Here is a 12,449-nt window from a genome sequence, read left to right as displayed (position 1 = left end):
TCCTCCAGCATGCTAGATTCGCGCCGACACCCGCACCCACTCAGGGAAAGCACATGAGCGAAACGATCTACCAGGGCGGCTGCCTGTGCGGGCAGATCCGCTTCGAGGCCCACGGACCGGCCGCCAATCCCCACACCTGCTCGTGCCAACTGTGCCAGCGCCACAGCGGTGCCTTGACCCTGGCCTGGGTCGAGTTCCCCCGGGAACGGGTGACCTGGACCGGCCCCGGCGGCGCACCGGCGACCTTCAGGTCGTCGGACTATTCGAGCCGGACCTTTTGCCGGGCATGCGGCAGCACCCTGGGGGCTGTCGATGACGAGCCGACCCTTGCCCTGCTGCTGGGCTGCTTCGACGACAACCGCGACCCGGCCCTGATGCCAACCCAGCATTCGTTCAGCGATCGCTGGCCAGACGGCTGGCAGCCTACGTCGCAACCGCCGCTCAACGCCGGGCTACAACCCGTTGTTCCAGAAGCTGAACAGGCTCGGGATAGCGCTGCGCCAACCCAATACAAAGGCCCACTGCATGAGTGAAACACCCCTGCACCGTGACAGCCCCCTCGCCTCGAATGTCTGGACCTGGTACGGCCAGGACGAGTACCGAAAGATCATCCTGCTGGGAGAGTTGGGCCCGGCCCTGGAGTTCCTGGCCTCGGAGGCCGACCGCCAGCGCACGGAGGTCGGCTGCTGCGCCGAGTGTGGCCTGTGGTCCAACCACCTGGATTATCTCGAGGGCTTCGTGAAGCACTTTCCGGCGTACCTGGCGCCCACTCTGCACCCGCGCCTGCAAGCCCTGTTGAGCGGCTGTGAAGCGCTGTGCCGAGAGGCCTACGGGGTAACGCTGGAGGACAACGGCTTCAAACACCCGCAATGGCTGCCCCTGCGCCAGGAGGCGCGTGAGTTGCTGGGCATGCTGGGTTGGCAGGACGTGCGCGAGCATATGCCCGAGCTGATTGAAGAATGCCGGGCGAGCTTGAGGAAATGGCCGGATTGAAGGGCGGGTGGCCGCGCTTGGCTGGCGCGGTTGTTCGCTGGCAAGCCAGTTCCTACGGCCGGGGGTGATGGAGTAGGAGCCGGCTTGCCGGCGAAGGCGTCGGCTCAGGCGGGACTGCGGGGCAAGGCGCGTTTGTGAGCGGTGCGCCGGTAGGCGCTTTCAATCAGTTGGCGCACGCTATCGGGCACCGGTTGGCCCATCAGGTAGGCATCGATTTCTTCGTAGCTGCAACCGTAAGCCGTTTCGTCCAGCTTGCCCGGGGCCAGTTCCTCCAGGTCCGCGGTGGGCGCCTTGTGCACCAGATGGCCTGGCGCGCCGAGGGCATCGGCCAGCAGCCGCACCTGGGTCTTGGTCAGGCCCGACAACGGGGCCAGGTCGCAGGCGCCGTCGCCGTACTTGGTGAAGAAGCCCATCAGGGCCTCGGCAGCGTGGTCGGTGCCCACCACCAGGCCATTGCTGAAGTTGGCCACGGCGTACTGCGCAATCATCCGCGCCCGGGCCTTGACGTTGCCCTTGGCAAAGTCCGTGAGGGCCGCTGAAGGCTGCAAGCCGTCGATCCGCACCTGGCTCATCAGGCCGTCGACGCTGTCGGCAATGTTGCAGGTACTGACGGCATCGGCACCGATGAAGTCCAGGGACGCCTGGGCATCGCTTTCGTCCGCCTGGTTCTTGTAGGGCAGGCGCATGGCGATGAAGCGGGCCTCATGCCCTGCCCCGCGCAGTTGCTCCACCGCCAGCTGGCACAGGCGGCCGGCGGTCAGGGAGTCCACCCCGCCGCTGATGCCCAGCACCAGGCTGCCGCACCCGGACTCGCGCAGCACCTGCTGGATAAAGTCCACGCGCCGGGCGATCTCGGCGGCCTCGCCACCGCGCACCAGTTGCCGGTCGATGCCCAGTTCCCGGGCGATACGTTCTTGGGTTGGGTTGCTCATGTCAGGCCTCCAGGGGCGAGTGGGCAAGATCGACGTTGAACACCTGGGCCGCGTAGCGCAGGAACGACGGGTCTTCGCAGACATTCTTGATCGGGTCGTCGGAGAACTTCACCACCGGCTCGCCATGCACCCGCACCAGCTTCATCACGATGCTCAGCGGCTCGACGCCTTCGACGTCGCAAGCCAGGCTGGTGCCCATGCCGAAACCGAACCGGGCCTGGCCGCGCACGTGGCGCAGGATCGGCAGGCATTTCTCGAAGTTCAGGCTATCGGAGAACATCAGGTCCTTGGTCCGTGGGTCGATGCCCAGTTCGCGGTAGCGGGCCAGGACCTTGTCGGCCCAGAGCAGCGGGTCGCCGGAATCCTGGCGCAGGCCGTCGTAGAGCTTGGCGAAGTACAGGTCGAAATCCTTGAGGAAAAAGTCGGTGCTGATGCAGTCGGTCAAGGCGATGCCCAGGCGCCCGCGGTACTCGTGCACCCAATTCTCCAGGGCCGCATTCTGGCTCTCCCGCAGCCGTCCCAGTTGCTGGTGCACCATCAGCCACTGGTGGGCCATGGTGCCGATCAGCGGCAGGTCGAACTCATAGGCCAGGTGGGCATTGCTGGTGCCGACGAAGACCCCGGGAAAGTCGCTGCGCATGATCTTCACCACTTCGCGCTGGGCCTTGAACGACAGGCGCCGGCGGGTGGAGAAATCCGAGACGCGGAACTCGGCGAGTTCGTCGCGGCTGGCGTTTTTCTCCAGCCATTCGAACTTCTGGTAGAGCCGGCGGGTGACGTCCTCCAGCTCCACCTCGGGGTATTTATCGCGGTTGCGCAGCTCGCTGACCATGGCCAGTACCGGCTGTTCGAACATGATGCAGTGCAGCATCGGACCACGGACGCGGATGCTCAGCTGGCCATCGACGGCGGCCACGTGGATGTAGCGCAGGTTGAAGCGGAACAGGCCGAGAAACTGTTCGAAATCCGGGGTCAGGTATTCGCGGAAGCGCTTGTTGAACAGAAAGCGCTGTTCGCCTTCGCGCATCTGCAGGCCGGCGAGCTTTTCCAGCTCCTGGCGGATCTCGGGGATCAGGTGCACCAGGGACTCTTTGGAGCGCACGATGAACTGGTATTCCACGTCGACATTGGGGTGCTGGTGCAGCACCGCCTGCATCATGGTGAAGGTGTAGTAGTCGGTGTCCAGCAGGCTCTGAATCACGCCGTTGTTACGGTCGAATGCACTTTCCATGATGACTCCTCAAGCCTTGGCCAGTCTGGCGGTTTCTTCGCGGGTCGCGGCAACCGTGATTCCCGCTTGTTGCATGTCGGCGATGGCGCGGGTGGCGCCCTCGGCGCTGATGGCCCGGCACGCCGGCAGGTGGATGATCACCCTGAAGCCGGCGGCGGCCAGCTGCAGCGCGGTGGTCTTGACGCAGAAATCCAGGGCCAGGCCGCCGACGATGACCTGTTGCACGCCCTGGCTGTTGAGGTACTCGATGACCCCGGTGGACAGCTTGCCGTGCAGGTCGTGGTAGCAGGCACCGTAGGGGTGCAGGTCCGGCTCCACGCCCTTCCACACGAAGTAGTCGTAGTCATAGGGCGTGGGCAATTCATCCAGCAGGGTGAAGCCTGCGGTGCCCGGCACGCAGTGGCTGACCCAGGTCAGGTCGGCATGTTCCAGGCCGGTGGGCTGAAGCATCTGTTGATGCCCGGCCACCACCCAGGGCGCCTGGGGGCTGTGGGCATCCTTGCTGCCAATGCGCAGGCTGGCCAGGGTCGCCATGAAATTCAGTTCGCCACCGATGCGGTCGCCTTCGGCCACGGGCAGCTCGTCCGGGCACAGCGGGGTGAAGCTCTTTTGTGCATCGACATCGAAGGAAGCGGTCTTCATCGTTTGGCTGTTCATGCTGGGTCTCTCCTCTGCATGGAGCACAAAGTACACGTCATGTACTTTCATGACAAGCCCCAACGCATTTTATTTTTATCCCTCTGTTAAAACGCACTGATAAAGCCAGCTTAAAAAGAAGATGTTCCACAGGCAAAAGCAATGCTAAGGTACACGTCATGTACCAAACGAGGAAAAGCAGATGTTTGAACTGGCCCTCTATGGCGGTGCCTTCAACCCGCCCCACGCCGGACACGCCCAGGTGATGCTCGAAGCCGCGCGCCATGCCCGCCGGGTCCTGGTAGTCCCGAGCTTCCGCCACCCGGATGGCAAGCGCATGGCCGATTTCGAGCAACGGGCCAACTGGTTGCAAGCGATCACCACGCACTTGCAGCCCGAGTGCCAGGCCGAGCTGGCGGTCAGCCGCCTGGAGCGGCAGCTGGCCCTGGCCGACCCGGGTCCGGTCTACAGCTTCACCCTGCTGCAACGCCTGGCCGACGACCTGGCCCTGGATGGCAAGCGCATCGCCCTGGTGGTGGGTGAAGACGTGGCGCGGCAGTTGCCCAGGTTCCATCGCGGCGAAGAATTGCTGCAACGCTTTTCCATCCTCTGCATCGAGGAACAGCCCGGAGTGCGCAGCAGCGTGTTGCGCCAGTGCCTGGCCCGGGGCGAAACACCGCCCAAGCAGTGGCTGGCACCGGGCCTGAATCCGCTAAACTACGGCCTCTACGCCGTCCACGGAAGTTGATATGCAAGACCGCCCCCCCCTCCCCAGCGCCTACCTGCACACCATCGACCTGTGCCTGCTGCGCTACAACCGCGAGCGCTGCGAGCTGGAAATTCTCCTTCACCAACGGGACAGCGAGCCATTTGCCGGACACTGGGCGCTGCCGGGCATCGTGGTCAACGGCGATGTCGAGGACCGCAGCCTGAATGACGCCGTGGAACGCCTGCGCCGTTCGAGCAAGGTCGACATGCCCCTGGCCTGGCTGGAACAGGTGGGCACCGTCGGCGACGCCTTCCGCGACCCGCGCTGCTGGTCGTCCTCGACCTTCTACCTGGGGATCGTCAGCGACCCGGTGCAGCCGGGCCCGCAGCAGGGTTTCTTCACCCTCGGCGAGGTGGCCAGCGGCGCCTTCAAACTGCCGTTCGACCACAACAGCCTGGTGGCCCAGACCAGGGAGCGGCTGTTTTCCAAATCCCTGTACAGCAGCCTGCCGCTGATGTTTCTCGGCCAGGAGTTCAGCGCCCCCGAGGCGGTGAGCATCTTCTCCCGGGTGCTGCAACGGCCGGTGCTCAAGACCAGCATCCGCCAGCGCCTGCTGAAGATGAGCGAAGCCGGTTACCTGCAGGAAACCGGGCGCAAGAAAAGCGGCGATGGCGGCCGCCCGCAAGCCACGGTGGAAAGCCTCAAGCCCACCGAGCTGTACCTGTTCGATCGTTGTTTCCTGGAGTAATAACGCCCATGAGTTCCACCCCCGACAACCAATGCCTGCTGCAAACCCCCTACTTCAAGGTGGTCCGCGAAAACGGCTACTTCATCATCAAGGAAGCCCAGGCGGTCAACGGCGTGGTGGCCGTGCCGACCCTGGCCGATGGCCGGCTGATGCTGGTCGAGCTCAAGCGCCGGGCCATTGGCGGCCAGTCCATCGAGTTTCCCCGGGGCGCCATCGATGCCGGGGAAAGCGCCTGTGACGCCGCGGTCCGGGAGCTGCTGGAAGAAACCGGCCGGCAGGCTTCGTCCGTGCGCCAGCTGGGCTTGCTGCACAGCAATACCTCACTGATCGCCAGCGCGGTGGCGGTGTGTCAGGTACAGGTCACCGAGCAGCAGAGCGCCGCCACCGACGGCGAGGTGGACCATGTGCTGTGGGTCAGCCGCCAGGAGCTGCTGGCCATGATCGCCGCCGGCCGGATCACCGACGCTCATACCTTGTCCGCAGCGATGATGCTGCTGGCCGCCGAATCGGCCTGACGCCCCCATTTTTCCAGGGCGAAATCGACGAAGCTGCGCAGCTTGGGCAGGCGGTAGCGGTCCTGGGCATACAGCAGGTGCATGGTCCGAAACGGCAACTGATAGTCCTGCAGCACCGGCACCAGCCGGCCCTGCTGCAGGTCCTCCTCCACCAGCGCGTCGGGCATCATCACCAGCCCCAGGCCGCCCCGGGCCGCGCGGTGCAGGCCGGACGAGGTATTGGTCAGCAACGAGCCGGACACCGGAATCAGCACATCGCCCTCGGGCCCGCGCAAGGGCCAGCGGGTGGCGGTGGAACTCCACTCGTCACCGGCCGGGTAGGCGAACGCCAGGCAGTTGTGATGCTGCAGGTCTTCCGGGACTTGCGGGGTGCCGCAGCGCTCCAGGTACTCCGGCGCGGCGCAGATGGTCAGGGTGTAATCCTGCAGCCGCCGGGCGATCAGCGCCGAGGTGTCCAGGTTGCCCAGGCGCACGGCCACGTCAAAAGCGCCATCACTCAGATCGAAGCGCTGGTTGGCCAGGGTCAGTTCCACCTTGACCTGCGGGCAGCGCTGCTGGAACTCGCTCAAGGCCGGCGCCAGGCGCTCGGTGCCAAAGGTCAGCGGCGCGGTGATGCGCAAGGTCCCGGAAGGCTCGCCCTGGGCCTGCTCCGCCAGGCGCTCGGAGTCCGCCACCAACCCCAGCACCGCCAGACAGCGCTGGTAGTAATCAGTGCCGAACTCGGTCAGGCGCTGGCGTCGCGTGGTGCGGTTGAGCAGGCGCACCCCAAGGCGCTGCTCCAAAGCCCGCAGATGATTGCCGACCATGGTGGTGGACAAACCGCACTCACGGGCCGCAGCGGTCATGTTCCCCGCCTCCACCACCTTGACGTACACCGACATCGCCTGGAACAGATCCATTATCAACCCTGACTTCAAGATGATTAAAGAATTGCCGAGTTTATCCAGCCTGAGTGACTAACGATACTGGCCGCACACCCCAACAAGATGGAGTCGCCCGCCATGACCGCCGCCTGCCTGATGAGCACCTACCAGCCCCTGGCCCTGAGCTTCTGCAAGGGTTTGGGCAGTCGACTTTGGGACCAGGCCGGTCGCGAGTACCTGGACGCCATCGCCGGGGTCGCGGTAACGGCCATCGGCCACGCACACCCCAAACTGGTCAAAGCCATCAGCGAACAGGCCGGCCTGTTGCTGCACAGTTCCAACCTGTACGACATCCACTGGCAGCAACAGCTGGCCACCCGACTGACCGCGCTGGCCGGGATGGACCGGGCCTTTTTCAACAACTCGGGCGCCGAAGCCAACGAAACCGCGCTCAAGCTGGCGCGGCTGCACGGCTGGCACAGGGGCATCGAACAGCCCCTGGTGGTGGTCATGGAGGACGCCTTCCATGGCCGCACCCTGGGTACCCTGGCGGCCAGCGACGGGCCCGCCGTGCGCCTGAACTACGGCCAGTTGCCAGGGGATTTTCTCCGGGTGCCCTTCGCTGACCTCAAGGCGCTGCAGGCCGTCGTTGCCGAGCACGGCCCACGCATCTGCGCAGTGTTGCTGGAGCCGATCCAGGGCGAGAGCGGCATCCGGCTGGCGCCCGCCGGCTACCTCAAGGCCCTGCGCGAGCTGTGCACCCGGCGCAACTGGCTGCTGATGCTGGACGAGATCCAGAGCGGTGTCGGCCGAACCGGACGCTGGTTCGCCTGTCAGCACGAAGGCGTGGTGCCGGATGTGATGACCCTGGCCAAGGGCCTGGGCAACGGCATTCCCATCGGCGCCTGCCTGGCCCGGGGCAAGGCCGCGCAACTCTTCACCCCCGGCAGCCACGGCAGCACCTTTGGCGGCAACCCCCTGGCCTGTCGGGCGGCGTGCACCGTACTGGAGGTCATCGAGGAGCAAAATCTGCTGGCCAATGCCGAGCGCCAGGGTGCGCTGCTGTTGCGGCGCCTGCGGGAGGAGTTGCAGGGCCATGCCCAGGTCCTGGAGATTCGCGGGCAGGGCCTGATGGTTGGCATCGAGTTGCGCAACACGCCGCGGGACCTGGTGCAGATCGCCGCGAGGGATCACGCTTTGCTGATCAATGTCACCCGCGGCAAGACCATTCGCCTGCTGCCGCCGCTGGTGATCGATGAAGCTGAAGTGGAGCAGATCGTTCAGGGCCTGCGGCAGCTCCTCAACGCTGCTTGAACGACACCGGAGCGCGGCCCGGGCCCGCCCCGGTGCCCCGGATCAATCGTCCAGGGCCTTGGGAGCGGCGCCGGGCTTGGCCGCTTTACCGGCTTTGGCGTTGGTCGGCTTGGCTTCGGGCTCGGGAGCCGGGGCCGGTGCAGCGGCCTGTTTCTCCGCAGCGGGCAACTGATCGACGGCCGTGAAGACCTCCTTGAGTTCAATCGCCCCGGAGTGCTCCAGCTTCTTCTCGCCGTCCTTGCCCACCAGGATCACCTTGGTCTGCGCCCCGGCTCCGAGCTTGAGGCTGCGGATCAGGGCCATGGTGGATTGCGGGTCGATGTCCTTGCCATCGCGCTGGCCGATGGTGTTGATCACGGTGTACAGGACCATGTTGCGTTCGTTAAAGGCTTGACGGGTTGCCGGCTCTTCCAGGGACTTTTTCAGGCTGACCAGGGTCGGGTCGACGGTGCTGGGGGCGATCACGATCAATGGCCGTGATTTGCCCAGGTCCTGAGTCAGTGGGCCATCGTTGTCGGCAGCCAGGACAGGGCCGGCGACAGCGAGCAGAGTAGCGAGGGTCAATGACCGAATGAACATGCGTCTCTCCTTATGTTTTCCACGCAGTAATGATTGCGCATTGCGGGAAAAGGTCCAGGCCGGGACTCAAAATCTGACATTTTTCTGCGCCGCGGCCCAGGCGTGCGCCGCCATCGCCGCCAGACGGCGCAGAATCCGGGCTGCGGCGTTTTTGACGTCGAACCGGACGGCCTGGCGCGTAAGGTTTTGTTGCATATACAGGGCCGCGACCGGGCTGCCCGCGCAATGGCGCGGGCAAACGTCGAGCGCCTTGGAGCAAGGCGCGGATCCAGCCCCCTACATGCCCAGCCCCCTATGGCGAGCGCCCAGGCCTGGCTGCCACATGATGCTTGAATCCACCGAACAATGACCTGGAACAAACAACTCAATTAGCCGCCACTTGTTCTGCCGACGCTCGGCGAACTATAGTGCGGCGCCGCACGGACAGCCCTGCGACACACTGGTTAAAGCGACAACTCACCACATTCCCGAACACTATCCCGCCACGGATTTTTTCGAATGAGTGTCCGACCCCGATGATTCCCCTCCTCGTCTGCGATGACTCGAGCATGGCCCGAAACCAGGTGCTGCGGACCCTGCCCAGCGAGTGGCAGGTTTCCGTGACCCAGGCCTGCAACGGTCGCGAGGGCCTGGAGGCGCTGCGCCGGGGCTTGGGCAAGGTGGCACTGCTGGACCTGACCATGCCGGTCATGGACGGTTATCAGGTCCTGAGCGCCGTGCAGGAAGAAGGCATCGACGCGCAGATCATCGTCATCTCCGGCGATGTCCAGGAAGAAGCGGTGCGCCGCACCCGCGAGCTGGGCGCCCTGGCCTTTCTCAAGAAACCCTTCGATCCCCAGCAGTTGCGCGCCCTGCTCAAGCAACTGCAACTGCTGGACAGTCCGCCTCTCAAGCATCCGATAGCACCCTCGCCGGCTCCTGTGGTGACCTTTCGCGACGCCTTCCGGGAAACCGTCAACGTCTCCATGGGCTACGCCGCGGCGCTGATCGCCAAGGTGCTGGATGTGTTCGTGCACCTGCCGATTCCCCACGTCAACGTGCTGGAAGCCGGGGAGCTGCAGATGCTCCTGGCGGACGCCAATCGTGCCCGGCAATTGACCGCCATCTGCCAGGGCTACATCGGCAGCGGCATCGCCGGCGAAGCCTTGCTGATGTTCTACGACTCGGAAGTGGCGGACATCGCCCAGCTGATGGAACAAGGCACCGATCCCTACCAGGAAATGGAAGTGCTGATCGACCTCTCCAGCGTGTTGATCGGCGCGTGCCTGAGCAGCATCGCCGAACAGCTGGACGTGTTCTTTTCCGTGGGCCACCCCCAGGTGCTGGGGGAACACACCACCATCGACGAATTGATCGTGCTCAATCAGCAGCGCTGGAAAAAGACCCAGGCGGTGGAAATCAGCTACAGCCTGGAGGAACAGAACATCCACTTCGACCTGTTGCTGCTGTTCACCGAGGACTCCATGCCCCTGCTGGAACAGAAACTCGCCTACCTGATGAGTTGAGCCATGCCCAAACGAATGGATTTCAGTGAGCTGCACTGGTTGCTGGCGGTGGTCCAGAGCATTGACGTGGGGATCGTGGTGCTCGACCTCCAATGCCAGGTCCAGGTGTGGAACAGCTTTATGGAGAACCGTTCCGGCGTGCCCTCCAAACAGGCCATCGACCAGTCGTTCTTCGCGCTGTTCCCCGAGGTCGAACGGCCCTGGTTCCGCCGCAAGCTGAGTCGCGTGGTGGCCCTGGGCACCCCGGCCTTCACCATCTGGAAACAACGGCCGTACCTGGTGCACTTCAAGAACTACCAACCGATCACCGGCCAGGGTGAGTTCATGTACCAGAACACCACCCTGCTGCCGCTGCGTTCGTCCAACAGCGAGATCCACCACGTCTGCCTGGTGATCTACGACGTCACCGACGTGGCGATCAACAGCCTGGCGCTGCAGCAGGCCAACCGGCAGTTGCAGCACCTGTCGCGCATCGATCACCTGACCCAGCTGTTCAACCGCGGTCACTGGGAACAGCGCCTGGCGTTCGAGTACAGCCGCCACGGCAGCGCCATTGCCCTGCTGATGCTGGACATCGATCACTTCAAGTCGATCAACGATCGCCATGGGCACCAGGCCGGGGACGCGGTGATCCAGCGTGTCTCGCAACTGATCCACGCGCACGTGCGCGACAGCGATGTGGCCGGGCGTTACGGCGGCGAAGAGTTCGCCATCCTCCTGCCCCACACCGACCTGACCGGGGCCCAGACCCTGGCGGAGCGCCTGCGCCAGTCGGTGGAGCAGCAGGAGGTGATCCACAACGGCCAAGCCATCGCCTTCACCATCAGCCTGGGCATCGCCTGCCTCGACCGACCGGCCCGCGATCACCGCTGCCTGATCGAATGGGCAGACCAGGCGCTGTACGCCTCCAAGCACGCCGGGCGCAATCGGGTCAGCACCTACGCACCTTGAACAGCGGCACTCGGGCGCCTTGAACAGGGGCACTCAGGCCCCTTGAAAAAAAACCGCCACCAAGGGATAAACTGCGCGCTTTTCCGGTCAATCCCCCGGTCTGCTACGCCTTTTCCAGCGCCACAAGGAGTCCCGTGCGCATGTCCCAGTCGAATTCGAACCTCTCCCCGCAAGAGCAATGGCAGAAAGCCGTGCTGAGCTATGCCCGCGACATCAACCACTATGTCGAAACCGGCACCCGCGAGGGCTGGAAGGGCTTGAAGGAGCCGAACATGCCCGATACCGAGCACCTGTTGCAGGACTGGCAAGCGGCCCTGGAAGCGAGCAATCAGCGCCCCCATGATGAGGCCGCGCGCCAGGCCTTCCGCCAGGACTGGCCGCCGGCACACTTCCCACTGACGCCGCGCCTGGAAAGCCAGGGGCGGATGATCCCGACCCTGGCCCTGTTGCCGGACGGCAGCCTGCTGGCCCGCATCGGTGCGCCCTACGAGGCCGGCTTTGTGGTGCATATCGACGATGCACGGATCGAGCCCCTGGAGCAGGTGGAATGCTTCGGCATGTGCCCGCAACGGCGTTATTTCGCCTGGGGCCGGGCTGACGGCATCCAGCTCACCGATGGCTGGAATGGCCCGCAGGTGGCGAGCTTCCCCTGGCCCGATCCCCACGCGAACCTGCCTGCGGGCGTGGAGCTTGAAGACACCGGACGCCCCGCTCCCTCCAGCCTGATTCCCTTCCCCGACGGGCGCCGGGTGCTGCTGGTGAGCGCCGACGGTATCTTCGTTCTGGCTGCCGAGGGCGCCACCCGCCTGCTGCGCAGCCTTGAGGATATCCAGCAGGACCTGGCCGAAGGCGTCGCCTCCGAGGACCTGAGCATTGGCCTGTGCATGGAACATGGCGCGGTGTCGCCCGACGGCCAATGGATCGCCGTGGGCGAACAATGCGGCATGCACCTGGTGTTCGATGCCCAGTTGCAACGGGTCGCGCAGATCGGCCCCGCCAGCGAGTACCCGCACTTCGCGCACTTCAACTCACGCGGCGATCGCCTGCTGCTCAACGCCTGCCACTTCTATGGCGGCGCCAGCCTCGGGGTGGCCGTGGCCGACCTGCCGGGGCTGAGCACCGACTTCTACAGCGACGACCCGCGCACCCCAGTGCTGGAGGAAGGCGCCCGGGTATACGCCGCAGCTTCACGGGGCGACGAGTTCATCATCGGCGACGCCTACGGCTACCTGCGGGCTTTCAGTGAAACCGGCGAGCAGCGCTGGCAGCACTACATCGGCTCGACCCTCACCGCCATGGACATCAGCCCCGATGGCAAGACCCTGGTGGCCGCGACCTATGCCGGAATCATCGTCAAGATCGCCCTGGAGGGCGGGCGCCCGGACTGGCAGATCGGCACCGGCGAACACCATGAACTGCGGCGCTGGCTGTTCTGGAAGGACTTCGCCAAGCCCCTGCTGTGGTAAGGCGGCG

At 64.9% G+C, this 12,449-nt stretch carries 13 protein-coding genes and 1 pseudogene; 9 read left to right on the top strand and 5 right to left on the bottom strand.

Annotation, left to right across the window (positions count from 1 at the left end; genetic code table 11):
- Positions 1-53: 53 nt before the first annotated feature.
- A pseudogene (locus PST29_RS12640) lies at positions 54-425 on the top strand (GFA family protein); the annotation flags it as partial.
- Between the two features lie 100 nt (positions 426-525).
- On the top strand, positions 526-993 hold the full coding sequence (locus PST29_RS12635; protein WP_060838786.1) for a hypothetical protein: 468 nt from the start codon (positions 526-528) through the stop codon (positions 991-993).
- 104 nt (positions 994-1,097) lie between these two features.
- On the opposite strand, the gene nadE is transcribed toward PST29_RS12635, so the two are convergent.
- The 3 genes from nadE to PST29_RS12620 are packed head-to-tail and all read right to left on the bottom strand — an operon-like array spanning position 1,098 to position 3,813.
- Positions 1,098-1,925: an ammonia-dependent NAD(+) synthetase gene (nadE, locus tag PST29_RS12630; RefSeq protein WP_060843264.1), complete on the bottom strand. Its 828-nt coding sequence runs from the start codon at positions 1,923-1,925 to the stop codon at positions 1,098-1,100.
- A 1-nt stretch (position 1,926) separates the two neighbouring features.
- Entirely contained in the window at positions 1,927-3,156 is a 1,230-nt protein-coding gene (gene pncB / locus PST29_RS12625; RefSeq protein ID WP_060843263.1) for a nicotinate phosphoribosyltransferase, read from the bottom strand.
- 9 nt (positions 3,157-3,165) lie between these two features.
- Positions 3,166-3,813, bottom strand: a complete 648-nt coding sequence (locus PST29_RS12620; protein ID WP_060838783.1) for a nicotinamidase — start codon at positions 3,811-3,813, stop codon at positions 3,166-3,168.
- Between the two features lie 181 nt (positions 3,814-3,994).
- Here PST29_RS12620 and PST29_RS12615 point away from each other — a divergent pair, with 181 nt between their 5' ends.
- Genes PST29_RS12615 through PST29_RS12605 form a run of 3 tightly spaced genes read left to right on the top strand, consistent with a single transcriptional unit; the run spans position 3,995 to position 5,764 of the window.
- Positions 3,995-4,540 carry an adenylyltransferase/cytidyltransferase family protein gene (locus tag PST29_RS12615; RefSeq protein WP_060843262.1) on the top strand — a complete coding sequence of 182 codons (546 nt, stop codon included), beginning with the start codon at positions 3,995-3,997 and terminating at the stop codon, positions 4,538-4,540.
- A gap of 1 nt (position 4,541) precedes the next feature.
- Entirely contained in the window at positions 4,542-5,249 is a 708-nt protein-coding gene (locus PST29_RS12610; protein ID WP_060843261.1) for an NUDIX hydrolase, read from the top strand.
- 8 nt (positions 5,250-5,257) lie between these two features.
- Positions 5,258-5,764 (top strand): NUDIX hydrolase, encoded by a 507-nt coding sequence (locus PST29_RS12605; RefSeq protein WP_060843260.1) that lies wholly within the window; start codon positions 5,258-5,260, stop codon positions 5,762-5,764.
- Here PST29_RS12605 and PST29_RS12600 read toward each other — a convergent pair.
- Entirely contained in the window at positions 5,716-6,663 is a 948-nt protein-coding gene (locus PST29_RS12600; RefSeq protein WP_060838779.1) for a LysR family transcriptional regulator, read from the bottom strand. The two genes, PST29_RS12605 and PST29_RS12600, sit on opposite strands and share 49 nt — an antisense overlap.
- Positions 6,664-6,765: 102 nt before the next feature.
- Here PST29_RS12600 and PST29_RS12595 point away from each other — a divergent pair, with 102 nt between their 5' ends.
- Positions 6,766-7,941: an aspartate aminotransferase family protein gene (locus tag PST29_RS12595; protein ID WP_060843259.1), complete on the top strand. Its 1,176-nt coding sequence runs from the start codon at positions 6,766-6,768 to the stop codon at positions 7,939-7,941.
- 42 nt (positions 7,942-7,983) lie between these two features.
- On the opposite strand, the gene PST29_RS12590 is transcribed toward PST29_RS12595, so the two are convergent.
- Positions 7,984-8,520, bottom strand: coding sequence for a DUF4174 domain-containing protein (locus PST29_RS12590; protein WP_060843258.1), 537 nt, complete (start codon positions 8,518-8,520; stop codon positions 7,984-7,986).
- 515 nt (positions 8,521-9,035) lie between these two features.
- Here PST29_RS12590 and PST29_RS12585 point away from each other — a divergent pair.
- From PST29_RS12585 to PST29_RS12575, 3 genes are all read left to right on the top strand, one after another.
- Positions 9,036-10,025 (top strand): response regulator, encoded by a 990-nt coding sequence (locus PST29_RS12585; RefSeq protein ID WP_060838775.1) that lies wholly within the window; start codon positions 9,036-9,038, stop codon positions 10,023-10,025.
- A gap of 3 nt (positions 10,026-10,028) precedes the next feature.
- Entirely contained in the window at positions 10,029-10,976 is a 948-nt protein-coding gene (locus PST29_RS12580) for a sensor domain-containing diguanylate cyclase (protein WP_060838774.1), read from the top strand.
- A gap of 140 nt (positions 10,977-11,116) precedes the next feature.
- A complete protein-coding gene (locus PST29_RS12575; RefSeq protein WP_060843257.1) occupies positions 11,117-12,442 on the top strand; it encodes a hypothetical protein in 1,326 nt (441 codons plus the stop codon).
- Positions 12,443-12,449 lie beyond the last annotated feature (7 nt).

The organism is Pseudomonas sp. St29 (assembly GCF_001547915.1).
Classification (GTDB): Bacteria; Pseudomonadota; Gammaproteobacteria; order Pseudomonadales; family Pseudomonadaceae; genus Aquipseudomonas.
The sequence above is the reverse complement of the archived record's forward strand: the minus strand, read 5'-3'. Positions and strand labels throughout refer to the sequence as shown.